Origin of the sequence: Acinetobacter sp. YH12132 (assembly GCF_013418645.1) — a bacterium.
Lineage (GTDB): Bacteria > Pseudomonadota > Gammaproteobacteria > Pseudomonadales > Moraxellaceae > Acinetobacter > Acinetobacter indicus.
Genome location: NZ_VPBR01000002.1, coordinates 243106 through 262018, shown reverse-complemented (window position 1 = coordinate 262018; position 18913 = coordinate 243106). Strand labels below are relative to the sequence as shown.

16 protein-coding genes are annotated in these 18913 nt (G+C 46.2%); 5 read left to right on the top strand and 11 right to left on the bottom strand.

All coding sequences use genetic code 11. The features are described 5' to 3' along the window. Positions 1-46: 46 nt before the first annotated feature. The 4 genes from FTU67_RS03380 to FTU67_RS03365 form a co-directional block, all read right to left on the bottom strand. Positions 47-313 carry a PAAR domain-containing protein gene (locus FTU67_RS03380; RefSeq protein WP_005178913.1) on the bottom strand — a complete coding sequence of 89 codons (267 nt, stop codon included), beginning with the start codon at positions 311-313 and terminating at the stop codon, positions 47-49. A gap of 185 nt (positions 314-498) precedes the next feature. Continuing rightward, on the bottom strand, positions 499-3336 hold the full coding sequence (gene rapA / locus FTU67_RS03375; protein WP_075166923.1) for an RNA polymerase-associated protein RapA: 2838 nt from the start codon (positions 3334-3336) through the stop codon (positions 499-501). A gap of 139 nt (positions 3337-3475) precedes the next feature. After that, positions 3476-4120 (bottom strand): RluA family pseudouridine synthase, encoded by a 645-nt coding sequence (locus FTU67_RS03370; protein ID WP_168383871.1) that lies wholly within the window; start codon positions 4118-4120, stop codon positions 3476-3478. 141 nt (positions 4121-4261) lie between these two features. After that, a complete protein-coding gene (locus FTU67_RS03365) occupies positions 4262-4960 on the bottom strand; it encodes a phosphopantetheine-binding protein (RefSeq protein WP_168384629.1) in 699 nt (232 codons plus the stop codon). Between the two features lie 205 nt (positions 4961-5165). Here FTU67_RS03365 and FTU67_RS03360 point away from each other — a divergent pair, with 205 nt between their 5' ends. Next, complete coding sequence (locus FTU67_RS03360; RefSeq protein WP_160241190.1) at positions 5166-5798, top strand: hypothetical protein; 633 nt, start codon at positions 5166-5168, stop codon at positions 5796-5798. A gap of 205 nt (positions 5799-6003) precedes the next feature. On the opposite strand, the gene FTU67_RS03355 is transcribed toward FTU67_RS03360, so the two are convergent. The 4 genes from FTU67_RS03355 to FTU67_RS03340 form a co-directional block, all read right to left on the bottom strand. Beyond that, positions 6004-6420 carry a heme-binding protein gene (locus FTU67_RS03355; protein ID WP_180061406.1) on the bottom strand — a complete coding sequence of 139 codons (417 nt, stop codon included), beginning with the start codon at positions 6418-6420 and terminating at the stop codon, positions 6004-6006. Between the two features lie 63 nt (positions 6421-6483). After that, the gene (gene hemL / locus FTU67_RS03350; RefSeq protein ID WP_104498526.1) at positions 6484-7785 is read right to left on the bottom strand and encodes a glutamate-1-semialdehyde 2,1-aminomutase; all 1302 of its coding nucleotides are present in this window, start codon (positions 7783-7785) and stop codon (positions 6484-6486) included. 42 nt (positions 7786-7827) lie between these two features. Beyond that, positions 7828-8448: a thiamine phosphate synthase gene (thiE, locus tag FTU67_RS03345; RefSeq protein ID WP_016659151.1), complete on the bottom strand. Its 621-nt coding sequence runs from the start codon at positions 8446-8448 to the stop codon at positions 7828-7830. Between the two features lie 538 nt (positions 8449-8986). Next, on the bottom strand, positions 8987-9370 hold the full coding sequence (locus FTU67_RS03340) for a DUF962 domain-containing protein (protein ID WP_016659152.1): 384 nt from the start codon (positions 9368-9370) through the stop codon (positions 8987-8989). A gap of 236 nt (positions 9371-9606) precedes the next feature. Between FTU67_RS03340 and FTU67_RS03335 the strand changes: the two genes are divergently transcribed. Both FTU67_RS03335 and FTU67_RS03330 read left to right on the top strand, forming a co-directional pair. Beyond that, complete coding sequence (locus tag FTU67_RS03335) at positions 9607-11064, top strand: inorganic triphosphatase (protein ID WP_180061405.1); 1458 nt, start codon at positions 9607-9609, stop codon at positions 11062-11064. 113 nt (positions 11065-11177) lie between these two features. Then, positions 11178-12653: a CYTH and CHAD domain-containing protein gene (locus FTU67_RS03330; protein ID WP_180061404.1), complete on the top strand. Its 1476-nt coding sequence runs from the start codon at positions 11178-11180 to the stop codon at positions 12651-12653. A 22-nt stretch (positions 12654-12675) separates the two neighbouring features. Here FTU67_RS03330 and FTU67_RS03325 read toward each other — a convergent pair whose 3' ends face one another. Beyond that, on the bottom strand, positions 12676-13308 hold the full coding sequence (locus FTU67_RS03325; RefSeq protein ID WP_016659155.1) for a hypothetical protein: 633 nt from the start codon (positions 13306-13308) through the stop codon (positions 12676-12678). A gap of 108 nt (positions 13309-13416) precedes the next feature. Between FTU67_RS03325 and FTU67_RS03320 the strand changes: the two genes are divergently transcribed. Together FTU67_RS03320 and FTU67_RS03315 are read left to right on the top strand one after the other, a co-directional pair. Beyond that, entirely contained in the window at positions 13417-13812 is a 396-nt protein-coding gene (locus FTU67_RS03320) for a DUF3144 domain-containing protein (RefSeq protein WP_005178954.1), read from the top strand. Positions 13813-13936: 124 nt separating this feature from the next. Beyond that, positions 13937-15004, top strand: coding sequence for an amidohydrolase (locus tag FTU67_RS03315; protein WP_160241186.1), 1068 nt, complete (start codon positions 13937-13939; stop codon positions 15002-15004). Positions 15005-15145: 141 nt separating this feature from the next. On the opposite strand, the gene FTU67_RS03310 is transcribed toward FTU67_RS03315, so the two are convergent. Both FTU67_RS03310 and FTU67_RS03305 read right to left on the bottom strand, forming a co-directional pair. Continuing rightward, the gene (locus FTU67_RS03310) at positions 15146-17908 is read right to left on the bottom strand and encodes a pitrilysin family protein (RefSeq protein WP_180061403.1); all 2763 of its coding nucleotides are present in this window, start codon (positions 17906-17908) and stop codon (positions 15146-15148) included. A 121-nt stretch (positions 17909-18029) separates the two neighbouring features. Beyond that, positions 18030-18857 carry a PhzF family phenazine biosynthesis protein gene (locus tag FTU67_RS03305; protein ID WP_005178958.1) on the bottom strand — a complete coding sequence of 276 codons (828 nt, stop codon included), beginning with the start codon at positions 18855-18857 and terminating at the stop codon, positions 18030-18032. Positions 18858-18913 lie beyond the last annotated feature (56 nt).

The window sequence follows — 18913 nt, the reverse complement described above, 5'->3', positions numbered from 1 at the left end:
CAAGATCAGCCAGGCTGGTTCAACACTCTACGCCTGACCAATATATTTATTTGGCCGACACCACCAGATTCTGGCTAGGCAAGAAAGTTGCACCGCAGGTGGTTTTATCACCAACAATCACCACGCCACGCCCTTTGACCTGGGTGGTTGGATCAGCCGCAATGGCAGCTACAGTGGTTTTACATTTTGGACAATAATGCTTCATGCCATTTAAATGCACGGCAATGCCATTAATAACAAATGAACTTTCACATTCAGCAACCACACCGCCATGTGAAGTTTTAGAGCCTAAAGTGACTAATGCTTTACCCATCGTTGTTATATCTTTTAAAAATTTGGCTCATCTTAGCATGAACATTTTACCGGACTCTAGTGCACTGATCGCCGGGCTGTTCATGTCCGGCAAATCAGTATTAAAAAAGCACCCTTCAAATTAGACTAAAAGTGTCCAACTTTCGGGGTGCAGTTCAGAAGGTGCTTTTCTAAAAATTACGACTGTTATGGTTTAACCACCACCATCACCTGAATTGCTTCCGGGGTAACCGCAATACCGTCAAGCAGGCTTAAACCTTCTTTTTGCAATTTCTGCAAACGGCTGATTTCATCTTCACGGATGCTTGGGTTAAATTGCTTCAGATACGTTAGACGGTCAATTTCATATTGCCATTTCGCGCCATACATCTCTTTGGCCTGCTCTTTTAAGCCCGGCAAGGCAGTTTTGGCAATGTCCAGCGCCTGTGCATAACGCTGCTCAATCACTTCACGGCGTGCTTTTACCACCTGACGGCAGCTATTGCCATCTAAATGATGTAAATACGGTTTTAAGATTTCAGGGGCAATTTTTTGCGACAGATCCTGACCTTTTTCACTCAGCAATACACGAATCAATTGCTGCGGCAAGCTTGATGGCAGGTTCAATGCTTTTGGTGCAATCACATCAACCTTGAACCACACTTCCAGCAGCACCGAACCTTGCGGTAATGCAGCTGACTTTAACACCGCCACATTGGTACTACCAAAGCTTTGGGTATTGATCATTTCCATCACGCTTTCGGTAAATGGATGTTCCAAAGTCAGATATTGTGCATCTTCGCGGATTTGAGCCTGATCACGATAGAAAGTCGCAGTCATGCCCTCTTCATCTAAAGTCAGACCTTGCACCTGCATCTGGTCTGTTGGCTTGATGATGACTGTGCCATTGCTTTGTTCATCAAAGTCGATGTTGGTTGAAGCCATAAAGCGCTTCATGAACATTGGCAAGGTAGTGTTGTCATCATAATCTTCCAGCGCCTGGACAATTTCCTGTGCCACCACCGGACGGCAAGAGTTGTATTCCAGTAAACGGTCACGGCCTTCCTGCAATTCAGCTTCCAAAGCTTCGCGCTGTACGCTAACCGCTTCCAGCAATTCTTCAAACTGCTGGCCTTGATCTGCCAGTAAGCAGTCTTTTAATTCAACAATGAAGTTTTCCTGCAAGGTCTGCGCCGTTGGGGAAATATTGCTGAATATATTCAACGCTTCGTTATACCAGCGGAACATGCGTTCTTGCGCCGTGCCAAGTAAATACGGCACGTGAATCTGAATCCGGTTTTCCTGACCAATCCGGTCTAGACGGCCAATTCGCTGTTCCAGTACGTCCGGATTCGCCGGTAAATCAAATAAAATTAAATCTGATGCAAACTGGAAGTTACGCCCTTCTGAACCAATTTCCGAACAGAGCAGGATTTGCGCACCATAGGAATCTTCTGCGAAATACGCCGCCGCCTGGTCACGTTCCAGCAGGCTCATACCTTCATGGAACATCGCAGTACGAATACCGGCGTGTAAACGCAGTGCATTTTCTAGCGCTTCCACCACCGGACCACTACGTGCAATCAGTAGCACTTTTTTGTGTTTTAAATCGCTGCGCAGCTTTTCCATCAGCCACATTACACGCGGATCGGTTTCCATCCACGCACCATCAAGCTGGCCTTCTTCTGGCCACATCTGTTCACGCAACTTGCCCTCTTTGGCCCAGTGGTCTGGGGCTGGCAGTGGTGCTGGCTGACAGTCACGGCCCGGGAAGCCCTGAATCGCTTCACGGGTGTTACGGAATAAAATACGGCCGGTACCATGACGGTCTAACAGTTCATGAATGGCGCGAAAACGCTGTTCCGGATGGTCTTCAATACGATGACCGAGCAAGCCTTCCAAAGCAGCCAGATGACCTTCTTCCAGTGGCATGTCGGACATCAGTACTTCAGCAATTTTGGCTGTTTGCTGATACTGCGCTTCTTCATCCAGGAAACGGTCCAACGAACTAAAACGCTGCGGATCGAGCAGGCGTAAACGGGCAAAGTGACTTTCAACACCCAACTGTTCTGGTGTTGCAGTTAAGAGCAGCACACCCGCCGTTTGTTCAGCGAATTCTTCGACCAGATCATAACGGTCATTGCCGCCTTCTTCTTCTGACCACATCAGGTGATGCGCTTCATCAACCACGAGTAAGTCAAAACCAGCTTCAAGTGCCTGCTCACGCAGATCTTCGTGGTCAATCATCAGGTCAATAGAAGCAATAATACATTGCTCGGTCAGGAACGGGTTTAAATCCGGGTCATGTTCTTTAATTGACGCTGTACGGGTCAGATCAAATAAAGAGAACTGCAGGTTGAAACGGCGGCGCATTTCAATCATCCACTGATATTGCAGTGAATCTGGCACCAAAATTAAAATACGTTCAGAACGGCCGGTTTTGAGCTGCTGATGGATAATCAGACCGGCTTCAATGGTTTTACCCAAACCCACTTCATCGGCCAGTAATACACGCGGTGCAAAACGCTTACCGACTTCGTGGGCAATATAGAGTTGATGCGGAATCAGGCCAACGCGTGAACCAATCAGGCCACGCAGCGGACTGCTGTGCATATTGGCCTGCATCAACAGCGCTTCAATACGCAGGTCGTACCATTCTTTATAGTCAATCTGGCTGGCCAGTAAACGGTCTAAGGGTTTAGACAGCTGGATTTGCGCGCCAATTCGGGTTTCATTCAGCGATTTCTGTTCTTCTGAACCATCTTCCAGCTGACGTACCACGTTATAACGCACCACGCCACCGCGATCTTCCAGACTCTGAACCGTCCATTTCAAGCCTTCCTGGTCCTGTACTTCATCGCCCGCATTAAACACGATACGGGACAAAGGTGCATTGTTACGTGCATAGACACGGGTTTCGTCACTCTTGGGGAATAAAATGCTGATTGAACGTTCATCTACATCAATAAGAACGCCTAAGCCCAGTTCTGTTTCTGTATCTGACAACCAACGTTGACCAATAGCAAACTGCTGCAATTTTTCCACCTTTTTCTAGAAGTTAGGACTGTCGCGTTATCACTCAAGGACTGCTTGCCATTTGAGCAAAATTTGACATCGTAAAGCAATATATTTTGACATAAAGCCCACCAAAAAGTGAGCTTAAATTCATGAGGATATGTTTCCCTTAAAACGGCACCGGGCAATTAAACTCCAGTGTTTCTCCCGTTTGAGGATGTTGAAAACTTAAATACGCCGCATGCAAACACAGGCGTGAAGACAGCTGTTGCTGCTCTGGCGTGGCATATAAGGTATCGCCAATAATTGGATGACCCAGATATTGCATATGCACCCGCAGCTGATGCGAACGGCCGGTAATTGGAATAAGTTTGACCCGCGTAACCGCCTGTCCATTTATTTCAAACTGTTCCAGCGCCTGCCAGTGGGTAAGCGCCGGTTTCGAATGAGAAGGATCGGCCATATGCAACGGCGGACGGGTTGGATCATAGACCACCGGCACATCAATGGTGCCTTCGCCGTATAGATGCCCGGCCACCACTGCCTGATAATGCTTATCGGTCTGGCGTTCCTGAAACTGGCGTGAAATCTTGTTTTGCCCCAAGCGGCTAAGACCAAACACCAAAATACCTGAGGTGTCACGATCCAGACGATGAATTAACAGGGTTTTAGGCTCAATGGCGACCAAACGGCTGATCAGGCAGTCTTGTAAATCTGCTGTTTTTCCTGGCACTGTGAGTAAGCCGGCCGGTTTATGGATGAGCATAAAATCTTCATCTCGATAAATCAGGTGTTCGGTTAGAAAATTACTCAAAGTACACTTCCAGGCTGATCGCGAAAATAAGGCGGCAATGATAAAAACCTTGCACCACAATTACAATGCAATTTGCGCAAATTGCAGACGTTTTTTCCGATTTTGCTGAATAAAAATGTCAATTTTCTGAAAATGGCAAATTTAGCCCGTTAAAATCTGCAGCAATCCGTGTAGTGTGGGTTTGGACTGCATATCTTCATAGCGAATATTGGCGCCATTGGCACGCCATAAACCGACCAGACTGACCATACTTACCGAGTCCAAACCATAGTGACGCAGATCTTCATGCGGGTCGATATCCAGCGCATCCATATCCAGCTGTTCGGCTATGGCCAGTAAAATGCCTTTGCTGGACAGGATATATGCCAAGGGCGCACTGAGACTCCAAAGCCGGTTCAGGCTATAGCTAGTCAGATGATGCAGCCCCTGCTGGGAGATATTTTCAATCCATTGGATATGCTGCTCCTGATTGGCCAGTAGAATCGCATCATCCACCACACAGAGCTGTTCGGTCACGCTATACAGATGCGGTAAAATCTGTTTTAGCATCGGAGTGATCTGTCCGGCAAAAATCAGTTGGGGATGGGTTGAAGCGTATTCACCCAGCTGCTGCATGCCTTGCAGGACATCATCGCCGTATAGATCGACAATAGGAATGTCCAGTGCTTTGGCTTTATTGCTGATCTGGATCAGATGAGTCATCAGGTCGCTGTCCTGTATACCTACCATCATCCTTAGGTTTTGCAGTCCTACCAGTACCAAAACAGATTCATTTGATGCAAGCTGCCATTTGGCTTGAGATGGTACGAGTTGGATTTTTTTGGGCATGAGGTACAGCATGGAAGGCTCTTATAAATACAAAATAGCATGATGATTCATGCTATTTTAGTTTAGCATCGATTTAAAAAACACTTTGATTTCACAGACGTTTATTGTTCTAATTTCGTATAATCGCCATTATCTTAAATAAGCATAATTCAATACAAGCAATTGATCGAACTATAGATTAATTTAGGTAGTTAAATCATTAACCCTATTTGAAACAATGAAAATAAAAACTTACTCTTCTAAAGGCTTTATCGGAGTTTTATTGCTCATAATATTTATGGCATGGTTTGTACTTAAATGCATTCCTCTATCAGAGCAAGAACAAAATGCAAAAATTAGTAGCAAAATGGAAAGACAACGGCTTCGATTGGCTCAAGAATTTGATAGGTACACTCTAGAGGAACAAGCACGATTGCCAAAATATGATTCCCGTAAATATGCCCTAATTAAACGTAATAGCAGATTCTGGTTAATACCTAGAGAATATTTTAGTGATAATGGTTTTCATATAAGGTGGCCAAATACGGTAAATAGGCTACTAAAAAGAAATTGGGAAAATAAATCTAATAAAAAATACCCTATTGTGCGAGTCTTGATGGAGTCACGACAATTTAATGCATCTACAGGTTATGCAGGTAATGATAAATTTCTAAATGTAGAGCCATGCAAAAATGGAAATGATTGGTTTATTTGGAATGGAATAAATGTTCGGATATACCCGAGTGATGTACCTAATCTTTCAGATAGGCAGCGTTTAGATATATGTTTAACAGTATTGAAAATACTCAATGAGGAAATAAAGGAAATAAAGGAAATAAAGGAAATAAAGGAAATAAAGGAAATAAGTTAATTAACTTTAAGATTTCCTTAAATTAACATAATACACGTTATACGAAATTCTTTTGATTTCCTTTTTAAATCATAATTTTATTGTATATAGGCAAGCCCAATCATTAGCGATTGGGCTTTTTAATTCATATTTAACGTTCCACGCTTCATTTTGGTACAACTTTGGATGAATTTATTGAGTTGAGCTAATCAATTTTTTTCTTGAATTAACTTTGCTGTGCCAAAAAATTCCCAATCGCCACCTGTGCAATTTCTGCGTCTTCAAAAGACTTTACACCAGACACACCCATCGCACCGACCAGTTGCCCTTCATACATCAGTGGCTCACCACCTTCTAACATGCCTGAAAAACTCTGCATGGTTAAAAAGCCCATCTGGCCGCCTTTAATAATATCTTCAAACAGTTTAGACGGACGGCGACTGATGGCAGAACATTGTGCTTTTTCAACCGCCAGATTCGCAGTCATAGGCGCTGCCCCATCCATACGTTTCATGGCCAGTAAACTGCCCGTTTCATCCACCACCGCAATACTGACATTAAAGTTATGCTGTATCGCATATTGATGCGCTTCATTTAATAGAAATTCAGCATCACTTAAAGTCAAATAATGTTTGGTTTTCATTTTGATCTCGAATTAACTGAAGCTTCCCTCTCCTTTTAGGAGAGGGTTAGGGAGAGGTCAAATTTACGCTTTCATCTCAGCAAAAGTGGCTTTTGCCGCCTGAATGGTAAACTCGATATCTTCATCGCTGTGCGCGCTTGAAATAAAGCCGGCTTCAAATGCAGATGGTGCCAGGTTCACGCCACGCTCCAGCATGCCGTGGAAGAATTTACGGAAAGCATCGACATCACATTTCAGCATCGAGTCAAAGCTGGTGATATCGTCCTGATCGGTAAAGTACAGACCAAACATCGCGCCCACTTGCTGGGTTTTAAACGCAATACCGGCTTCATCCGCCGCTGCCTGTAAACCGGCCAGCAGTTTTTCCAGTTGTGTACTTAATTTTTCATAGAAGCCTGGCTCACGCAGATGTTTAAACATCTCGATACCGGCACGCATCGCCAGCGGGTTCCCCGACAATGTTCCGGCCTGATACACCTTACCCAGTGGTGCAATACATTCCATCACTTCGCGTTTACCACCGAAAGCACCGACCGGTAAGCCGGCACCAATGATTTTACCCAAGGTGGTTAAATCTGGGGTAACGCCATAATGCGCCTGCGCACCGCCTAAGCCAACACGGAAACCGGTCATCACTTCATCAATAATAAACACCGAGCCATGTTCATCACAGACATCACGAATGGCTTGCAAGAAACCATCAATTGGCGCAACCAGGTTCATGTTACCGGCAACCGGTTCCACAATCACCCCGGCAATTTCTGAACCAAACTTGGCAAAGCATTCTTTTAAGGTGGCAATATCGTTATATGGCAGGGTTAAGGTGTGTTTGGCAAAATCCGCAGGAACACCGGCAGAGGTCGCTTCACCCTCACCTTTGGTTAACAGGCCAGAACCGGCTTTCACCAGTAATGAATCTGAGTGACCGTGGTAACAGCCCTCAAATTTCACGATCTTGTCACGGCCGGTATAACCACGTGCCAGACGAATCGCGGTCATGGTCGCTTCAGTACCGGAGTTGGTCATACGCACCAGTTCAATTGATGGCATGATTTCGCAGATAATATCGGCCAGCGTCGTTTCATGAACAGTTGGCGCACCAAAACTTAAACCGTCTACTGCAGCATCCTGCACCGCTTTAATAATCGCTGGATGGGCATGACCCAAAATCATTGGCCCCCATGAACCGACATAATCGACATAGCGTTTGCCATCTACATCATATAAATATGCGCCTTGGGCTTTTTCAATAAAGACCGGCGTGCCGCCTACACCATTGAACGCACGTACCGGTGAGTTCACGCCACCTGGAATATGTTTGCTGGCTTGTTTAAATAATTGTTCTTGCTTTGGAGATAGGCTCATGAATCGACTCAACTCAAAATAAAATCAGACAAAAATTTCGGCTTAAACCGCCTTTTTAAATAGTTCAGACCAGTCATATACGCGTTGAGCAACGGTATGCATCGGACGACCTAATATATCACTAATCACCGCACAAAGGTCTGCACCGGCATCAATCACCTGCTGACCATTTTCAACGGTTAACCCCCCAATCGCGCAGATCGGTACATTCAGTTTTGCTTTGGCCTGCTTTAAGGTTTCCAGACCAATATTGCCGGCTTCCGGCTTGGTATCGGTGGCGAAAATTGCCCCAAATGCCACATAGTTAGCGCCATCGGCAATGGCCTGCTCTGCCAGCTCAAGTGAATTGTTACAGCTGCGGCCAATCAGGACATTCTTTGGTAAACGTGCCGCGGCTTCGACAATTGAGCCATCATCTTGACCCAAATGCACGCCAACACCATATTTTACCGCAGCTTCCAAATCATCATTAATCACAAATGGCACTTTGTACTGTGCACACAATGATTTCATATATTCAATTTCATAAGCCTGATCTTCTTTTGCCACCTTTTTACGGCGATATTGCAAGACTGCAACTTCATAGGTCGCCATTGCACCTTCAAGTTTAGCCAAGAGCAGTTCAATCGGATCATCATTGGTAATTAAATATAAGCCACGCATTTTGCCTGCCTGAAACACCTCAAAAAATTGGCTCTCATTATTACATAGTTACAGCTCAAGAGCAGGCCTTGCCTGTATTTTCGCTGATGCTTTGTTTCAGTTCAGATTTTTATGCAAAATCCCTAGTATTGGGGATAGAGTCAGCGCCGGTTTCGGTATTTACTAGGACTCACAATAATAACGATATAAGTTGTTGTTTTTTATTTTTTTTATATCAATAACAACCAACGTGCATTCATGGTCTCATGGACGTACTAGAATTTGATGCCAGGACGCATTTGGGGAAATGTGATCAAACGCTAGCACGTCCACACTCTTTTGACTCTCTTCATTCTTTTTATTTCAATGATTCCAGCTATAAAAAAAGCCCGGAGAAAGGTCACTCCAGGCTTGGAAAGTTAAAAACTGATGTCATCAAAGTGTCATACACTCTGCATTGCTTCAATTAATAGAACATTCACTCTACAATTTCAATGAATTTTTTGACCATTCATCTTATTTTTGACCGAAAGTTTTAGTTTTGCTCGAAAAATGAAGATTAGCTGTCAATTTTATCCAGTGCGCGGTCTTTAAGACTCAGGTTGCCGCGCAGAATGTCGGCAAACATTCGCCAGTCAGAAATAAAGCTATACAGCGGCTGTTTAAAGCTGGCCGGCTTGTTTTTTTCAAAGAAAAAATGACCGACCCAGGCGCAGGCATAACCGGCCACCAGTCCATAGACAAAGTAACGTGGCTTACGCTGCCTGACCATTTGCGTCAGGCAAATCAGGCCGATACCACTGCCCAGCATATGCAGACGCCGGCTCATGATATTGCGGTGTTCGGTTAAATAAAAACGATAAAACTCGTGATAATTTTGAATTGGACCTTGAGGCGTGTCATCCGGTTTTTTCGCCCATTCGGTGTTGAGGGGTGCGTTCATGTTCATCATCCTGATGCTCTGTTCTTGCTCAAATTACCGCATTTTCTGTACAAATAAAAGCCACTTTGTTCGCGCTATTTTTCTGGCTACTTTTTTCAGGACAGATTTTGGTTACAATCAGAAGCCTTAAACAATGAACGCCTTTTCTGGACGCTTGATAATAATTTGGTATAGCGGCGTCATCTGCCAGAAAGCTAATTTTTTGCTGTATTGCTCAATTTTTTAGGACCAATTGAATGACCGAGATTGAATTAAAATTTCAAATTCCTGATGCGCGCCGTAATGCCTTACTTAAAGCGCTGGATCCTAAGAAATCTGAAAGCATTTCGCTGCAAGCCCGATATTATGACACTACCGATCGCCTGCTGGCACAGCATGGTATTGCTCTGAGACAACGCTTGGAAGGCACGCGCTGGGTACAGACACTAAAAGCCGGTAAAACCCATATTGAACGTTTTGAACATAATCATGACCTGGGCGAACTGCAACAGCCACCTGCGCTTGATTTAAGCATTTACGATGCCGCTCCTGAAGCCAGACAGCTACTAGATACAGTCCTCACGCAGACTGAAAGCCCGCTGCAACTGCAATTTGAAACCGATATTACGCGTACTTCGCGTGTTATCCAGCTAGATGAAGTGGAGATTGAAGCCAGTTTAGATGTGGGCTGTATTCGCAGTGGTGAACGTGAATATCCCGTCCATGAAATTGAGTTTGAATTAAAATCTGGTTCGGTGCAGGCACTGCTGGCCTTCTGTTTTGAATGGGTCAAGAAATACCAGCTCTGGTTAGATGTGCGCAGCAAGGCCGAAATGGGCAATTTGCTGGCTTTAGACTTACAAGTCAGCCCGCCGCGTCTGGCTGAAGAATTCCGTTTAAATAAAAAAGCCTCAGCCGATCAGAATTTAAGACTGTTAATTGCCCAGCAATTGCAGCATTTACTACCGAACATTGCGGCTATTTCAGCGGGTGTTAATGAAGCCGAGCATATTGTACAGGCGCAAAATGCACTGAATCAGCTGTATTTAACCGTGCATTTGCTCAAAGACTGGAGTGCGTCTATTTCGGAAAAATGGGCCAATCAGTTACTGGCGTTTAGACAGCAGTTTGACCAGCTGCAACATTTAGAGCACATGCAAAATACCCTCGGCACCTTTTTGCAGAATCCGAATACCGCCTCGAATCTGGCCAAAGATATTTTATATGCTAAAGAGAAACTGGCCAATCTGGTGAAATCGACCCAGAATGTACATCATTATCTGGAACTGTTGATGTTTAGCCTGGATGAAGATGCCTCCCACCCTGCGCAGGATTTAAAACAGGCCGCTCAGCAGACTTTGCAGCATCAATATAAATTACTGCAAGAACAGCTAAACCAGACCAGTCAGACCGATTTTGACAGTCTGGATCAGCTGGCGCAGAAAATTAATGCCCTGAAATTTATTTTCCCGGTACTCACCACGATCTATGATGTTAAAAACCTGCAAAAGTACAGCAAAGCCCTGAACGATGCCCAGCTGGCCGCGCAGGAATATCAGGTTCTTTCCTCCGCTGCGCTGTATATCCAGCAAACCGAGCTGGAAGCCAGCGACTGGTTTGTACTCGGCTGGCTGACCGCAAAACAGGAAGTCCATGCGCAAGCCTTGCTGGATGCCACCGAACAATTCCTGGTGAGTCGCAAGTTTATTAAGTAAGTTCAGCCACTCCCCGCTCCGGCCAGACAAAGGAATACGCTTTATGGCTACTTTTTATGCATGGCTTGGCCTATAGTAAGGTCAATCAAGAATAAAAATTGCAGGAGTTGGTTATGGCGGAAATCGAACTGAAATTTCAGGTGCCGGTGCATCAGCGCCGCGCCTTTGAAAAAGCCATTGCCAAGAAAAAAGCCGTGCCAATGCAGCTGTGGGCCAAATATTATGACAGTCCTGAGCAGCAGCTGGCACAGCATGCCATCGCCCTGCGTCAGCGTCTGGAAGGTCAACGCTGGTGTCAGACCTTAAAAGCACCGGGGCAGTATCATTTTGAGCGTTTTGAACTGGAACTGGCCCTCGGCCCGGATGAACCGGAGCAGCTGGATCTAAGCCTGTATCAGGAACATAAACAGGCGCAAACCTTGCTAAAACAGGCGCTGGAGCTGAAAAAGGCCGATTTAAAAAATACCGGTCTGGAGCTGCAATTTGAAACCGATGTGCAACGCCTGATTGTGCTTGAACAAGTCAAAGACAGTGCAATTGAACTGGCCTTTGATCAGGGCGAAGTCCGCACACCAACAGCACAAAGCGATATTTACGAAGTCGAGTTTGAACTGAAACATGGCGATGTTAGCGACCTGATTGATTTTGTGCAGCCATGGGTAAAACGCTATCAGCTCTGGCTTGATGTTCGCAGCAAATCACAGCGCGGTCAGATGCTCAAGAATCAGCAGGACATCTTGCCCGTTCAACATCAAACACCTTTTAGCCTCGATAAACATGATTCGAGTAGCCGCGCGCTGGCCAAAATTGTCAGCAACTGTCTGACTCATTTATTACCAAATGCCACGGCGATTGCCGACAATCATTATCAGAGTGGTCATGTACATCAGGCCCGTGTGGCCATTCGCCGTTTACGCAGCGCGCTGAAAATCTTTGGTCACTGGTCCGAACAGGTACAACCCGAATGGCAAGCGCAATTGGCAGAACTGTTCCGGCAACTTGGTTCCACCCGCGACCGCGATGCGCTGAGTGAAAGCCTGATGCCACGTCTGGCCAAGGCCGGCTCTCCCCTCGCGAAACTGCCAGCAAGTAGCGAAAGCAGCGATGAAATTGATGCACTATTTCGCGCGCCAGAAACAGTGCGCCTCTTGCTGGAGCTGCTACAGTTTAGCCAGTGCACAGCACATGAAGATGATCAATCGCTGAAAAAGCAGGTACGGAAACAGCTTGCAAAAATGCACCGGCAAATTTGTCAGGATGCCGTGCAGTTTGCACATCTGGACAGTGAACAGAAGCATCGTACCCGTAAACGGGTCAAACGCCTGCGTTATTCGGTCGAGTTTATTGCCTCTTTATTTGAAGCCGATGCCGTCAAACAGTATCTGAAAGCATTGAAACCGGCACAGGAATCTTTGGGTCAGTTTAATGATCTGGTAGTGGCCGAAGCCCTGTTTCAACATGAGGTTCAGCAAAACCCACAGGCCTGGTTTGTTCTGGGCTGGATTGCTGCCGAGCAAGAGCATGTTCTGGCCGAAGCCGAGCAGCATTTGCTGGAATTTACCCGCAGCAAAACCTTCTGGTCGGACTAAAGCCCAGCACGGAGATAATCATTTAGCGGTACTTGCCAAATACCTTCCAGGTACCGTTATCGGCCAGCGGATCATGATAACTATCGCTCCGCTGCTTGCGCGGTTTTTCCCGGGCATCCACCAGCTGAAAATGCGGTTCGACACTCAGCACAATACCGTTGACATAAAAACGGGTGCGGGTGTATTCACTTTGCCCATGCTGAAACACATAGGTACGCAAATCAATAAACTCACGGTGTGCCACCAGTGCGGCGCTGTCGTCACTCTCCAGCCACTGTTTCATCGCCAGCATCTGCGTAGCATCAAACTGGCCGCACTTTTCCATCAAGCTGGCCAGACCGCGAAAAGTTTTTGATTCTTTGGCCCGGGTTTTATTAATCCGGATTCGGTCAACATGAAAGAAAAATAAAGGCAGGTTTAAGTGACTTGGCAGATGAATGGCATCCAGCACTTCATCTTCCATAAAGGGCTGAAACAGCTCTTGTGCCCGCTCAATCAATCCGGACCATTGCTGGAAATAGGCTTCAACTTCAGCCGGATTGCCATAATAAATTGGCAGCCCTTCTACATTGGCCAGATGTGCCGGCGGCCAGATGTTTTGTCGCAGCAGCGCAATATCACTTTTTAGACTTTGAACCGCAATTGCATCTTGCATCGTGATTCCTTTTTCTTGCTTAGGCTATTTTTAGAGTAAGACAAAGGTTTAGTTTCTGCAAGGCTTTGCCTATAATTATTGTTTATGATTTTAGCTTAGGAAAAATTCATGGTTCAAAAGATTGAAGCAACCGATGTTACCGAAGAAGAAGCGTTAAATGCTGCTTTCTTTGAACGTGCTGATGAATTTATCAAACAGGCCAACGAATTTTGTCGCGTCGAAAAAGGTTCACAGGAACAACCGGCGGAAAAACGCGGTCAGGTCAGTGCTGCCATGTTGTTTGGCACGGCGCGTTTTAATACCTGGGTCGCAGCCAATAACTTCAAAGATGGTGAGGAAATGCGTGCTGCCAAAGATCAGGTCATGTCCTACATTTTGCAGCAGTTCCAGATGATGCTGGAAGACAATTATGATGAATACTGTGAACAGTTCGAGAACTATTTACGTTTCCGTCGTAATGAAGAATTTCACAGCAATAAACACAAACATGATCACGATCATTAAATTGCTAAAAAAAGTCCACCCTGTTGGGCTTTTTTAATGTCATCTTTTCGATAAATACCCTTTTCTTTTTTGCAGACTTGGCTTTGAATAAAATAGACATCTTCAAGGATCAAACCAACCTGCTATGCAAAATCTTGGATTTGCACTGATTGATGCGCATATTCATCAATGGGACCCGTATAACACACCACACAGCGCACGCTTGGCGGTCAAGCTGCTGGGGAAATATCCACGCTTACTGGATAAAACCATCCGTACGCTAAAATCCAAAGCGCTGATTGACACCCTGGGACATACCCAGCATGTCACTGCCCCCTATTTGCCCGAGCATTATTGCCGCGATGTCGGCTTTTATCCGGTTGAAAAAGTGGTGCATGTGGAGGCCAGCTGGCATGACCACAAAGGCAAAGGTGTGGTTGGAGAAACCCGTTTTATTGAGTCGCTGGATTTTACCAAAAATGGTATCCAGCTGGGTGCAGTGGTGGCCACGGCCGACCCGCGTGACAGCCAGTTCAAGCAGATTCTGAAAATGCATCAGAAAGCGGCGCCGCAACATTTTCGCGGGATTCGTAAAATGGCTGCGGTTCATGAAGATAAAGACATTTATGCCTGGGCCGATGATCCGCATTTATACCGTGACAAAAAATTTCTGAAAGGCTTTGAACTACTGGCACAGCATAATTTAAGTTTTGATGCCTGGGTCTATTCCAGCCAGCTGGAAGATGTGATTGCCCTGGCAAAACAGTTTCCGGAAACCTCAATTGTGCTGGATCACCTCGGTACACCGGCCGGTCTGTTTGGTCCGGTCGGCTCGCATACCGGTATTACCCAAACTGCGCGCGACAATATCCTGTTTCGCTGGCAGGAAGACCTGGCAGAACTGGCGCGCTGCCCGAATGTCTATACCAAATTGTCAGGGCTGTTCATGCCGGTACTGGGTCATCAGTTTCATCAGCAGCAACGGCTGGCCTCAAAACAGGAAATCATTGATTTAACTGCCCCGCTGATTCAGCATGCGCTAAAAAGTTTTGGTATGTATCGGGTGATGTTTGGTTCCAATTTCCCGATGGATCGGGTCAGTAGCGACTTAGTCACGATTATTGATGCCTTTAGCGATGTGGTGGCGACGTATCATCCGCAGGCATTAGCGCAGGTATTCCATGATAATGCCAAACAATTCTATCGGCTCTAATTCTCTATGATAAATTCACCTCATACTTACTCATAGCACCTATAAGGATTGCTGGCAGATGGGATCAGTGCCAACATAACCGGCTTCATAAAAATCTCCCGTTTAGGAAGATTTTTTATATGAATGATCTGTAATCAGCACTTATTTTACCGGCTGACCATATTGATCAGCCATGACTTCGACCCAATGTTGCGGCAGCAGATATTTCTGGATCACCGCATCAATATCGGCTTTGCTGAGTCGGGCAATGGCCTGATCACGTTTTTCCCTATACGGTAAATCACGGTCAAGTTCCAGCTGTGCCACCAGCATCCGGTGAATACGGCGCTCATCTTCCAGCGCTGTGACACGCTGTTTCAGAATGTCAGCCTTGGCCGCCGCTACTTCCTGTGCAGTCACGCCATTTTTGCGCAACTCCTGAAAGACTTTATGTACCGCCTGCGACAACTGCGCCGCTTTACCGGCAGTATAGTTGGCACTCACACTGAGGGCACCGGAATTTTCAAAGCTGCTTAAACTGAGCGAACTGCCAAAACTGTAGACCAGCGCATTTTTTTCACGCAGCTCTTGCGCCAGACGTGAGGTCAGTTGTGAGTCCCCTAAAATATGACTCATGACCATTAATGCGGCTGCATCGGGATGATCATTTCCCATGGGCAGGGTCATCACGCCCTGATAACTGCCAAACTCACGCTGTTCGGACAGTACATGCTGTTTTTGCGCCGCATAGCTATTATACGGCACGCTTAAACGCTGATACGGCTGTGCTCCGTTCCAAGTGGCAAACTGCTGTTGCAACAGCTTGAGAACCGGCTTGGCCTCATAATCGCCGGTAATGGCAATCCGGGCATGATCCATGGCAAAAAACTGCCGATACAGCTGTTTGACTTTCTCATTGCTGGCCTGGGTCAACTGCTGCTTGGCAAATTCCGGCTCGAAGTGATAACGCAAATCTCCCGGCTGATAACGCTCGATCAAACGTGCCATATTTAAGGCAGCCACGGTTTCCGGCTCGGTATACGGCCGGTCCAGACTGGCCAGACTTTGTGCCTTGATCAGATCAAACTGGGCCTGTTCAAACAGCGGCTTTTTCATGATTTCCAAGACAAATCTGAAAAACTCATCAAATTTATCTTTTTTGGCCACAATCGAAATGGCCACACCATTGCTATTGGCCTGTGCCGAAGCCGAACCGCCGGCTTCAATGGATTTGTCGGCAATATCCTGCAGGCTGTACTGATCTGAGGCACGCAGCATTAAATAGGCCATCAGGTCAATAATCTCGCCCTGATTAAACAGCGATTTTTCATTGCCAAAATCGACTATAATGGTGGCGTAGGTTTTATCGTCCCGGGTCGAGGTGGGAAACAGTGCATATTTCATGCCATTGGCCAGTGTGCCACGCTGGATTTTGGCTTCAGTCTGGCTTAAGGCCTGTTTGGATGTGTGCAGATACTGCTGAATTTCCTGCTCATAGCTGCTGATGTCTTTGAGTGGCTCGGCCTGTACATCCATTTGATCGAGGGTTTTCAGCGGTTCAGCAGCCTGCTGTTGCTGGGCCTTTTTCTGCTCTTCTGGTGTCGGCTGAATATGCCCGCGCATACGATGTTCAGGAATCAGGAATTGCTGTAAACGTGTATTGACCTGATCCACCGTTAAGGCCTGTAATTCCTGTTGATGGACAAAATACTGTGCCCAGTTGCCCTGCTCCGATACCACATAATCACTTAGCATACCGGCAAGAGCACTGGCATTGCTAAACAGACTGTCCTGGCTATTACGAATCAGGGTTTTGACCCGGTTCAGCTCGGTCTGATTAAAATTTTTGCCCTGCTCGACACCCTGCTGCAAGGCAGTTTCAACCTGCTTGGCATTATGAGTCGGTGCATACAAGGCACCCATAAAGACCAGATTAAAATCCTGATCCAGCCAGGTGGTCGATTGCACCATGGTGCTGATACCGGTTTCAACCATGCCCTGATACAAATGCCCGCTCGGCTGCATGGTGTATAAATACGGCGCCAACGCCAGAGCGGTTTTATGCTGGCCGTTCTGACCATTTAAATAGATATTGAACTTGGCCAGCTGGCTGCCTTTTTGCACTAAAAAATCCCGGTTTTTGATGGTACGGGCATCCAGCACTGGCACCTTGACCTGTGCCGGAATCTGGCGTTTGGCCAGCGGACTAAAATGCTGATCAATCTGCTTGAGTACCTGCGCTTTATCAAACTTGCCGGTCAGCACCATCACGGCATTATTCGGTGCATACCAGTTACGATAAAAACGCTGCAATTCCGGCATCTGAATCGACTGCAACTCATTCAGATCACCAATCGGTAAACGGCCCAGATACTGGTTGCCATAGGCCGCTTTCCAGACCTGATCCATTAACACCGCATAGGGCTGATCCATACGCACTTCGCGTTCACGCTTCACAATCGCAATTTCTGCCGGCACAAATTTTTCTTGCAGCACCAGCTTGTCCATACGCTCGGCTTCAAGATAAATCATCTCATTAATGGCTGTCTGATCTGGGCGGATGGTGTTCAGATATTTGGTCGAGTAGTAATCGGTGCTGGCATTATTGCTTAAGGTGTACTGGTTTAAACGGCGCTGGAATTCATCTCCCGGGACATTCTGGGTGCCTTTAAACGCCAGATGTTCCAGTAAATGCGCCATACCGCCTTTGCCTTGGGGATCATTCAGGGAACCGGTAAAGTAGATGGTACTCATCACCACTTTATTTTCTTTGGCATTCGGCGCCAGAATCACCCGAAAACCATTATCCAGCCGGTATTCTTCAATCTGCTGTTCAGATTTTACCAACACCGGCTGGGCAAATGTCGTAGCCCCCACACCCATGATCAGCAAAGACAGGCTGAGCTGTTTAAACCGCATTAACATAATTTTTTCAATACCTTTTACCTGCTGCAGCCGCTTGCATGACTGCAGCATTAAATTGTTTGTTGTTGTGACTTATGTTTGAAAATCACCGGCATACCCAGCGTGATTTCCCTGTTCTGTTTTAATCTAAAAATAACTCGGCCACCAGATATAATTTGGCATAACCGGAAATTTCAATACGCTGCTCTGCTTGTAAGGCACAGTACAGCATTCCACCTCGCGCCGAAGCCTGATAAGCCACCAGTTCAGTTTTGCCGGTTTTTTCTGCCCATAACGGCGCCAGACCGGTATGCATGGAACCAGTCACCGGATCTTCATCAATCCCTTTATGCGGGGCAAAGTAGCGAGCAATATAGTCATAGTCCTGAGAGGGCGCGGTCAAGGCCACATCTAGGTCTGTCGCGGTAATTGCGGTGCTGACCTGATGCAGCTCTGCAATCTGCCGGATTTTGGCCAGATCGGGCTGGGCGGCTAACACTGCCTGCTCAGATTCCAGTACCAGAATATAGGCCTGTGCATTTAAATAGACTTCCTTAACCGGCTGATCAATCACATCCAGCAATTGCGCCGGAAATTCATCTTGCAGTACCGGCACACGGGTTGGAAAATTCATGCGGATTTTGCCATCATCATCTTGCGTGACAATAAAAAGACCTAAATTTTTGACATGAAAATGAATGGTTTTGGCGCGGGTATAATCCTTAAACAGTACAAAGCTGCTGGCCAAAGTGGCATGGCCGCAAAAATCCACTTCGACTGTGGGGCTAAACCAGCGAATCTCGAAATTTTCAGCATCCATCGGCTTGACAAAGGCAGTTTCGGAAAGGTTATTTTCCAGTGCAATATTCTGCATTAAAGCGTCATCAAGCCAGTCTTCGACCACTATTACTGCGGCCGGATTTCCCTTAAATAATGCTGTTGTGAATGCATCAACCTGATACATTTTCATGAATCTGTCTCCCGCTGTATTTTGTGCTTTTTCCCAAGCATGCATCAATGATATAA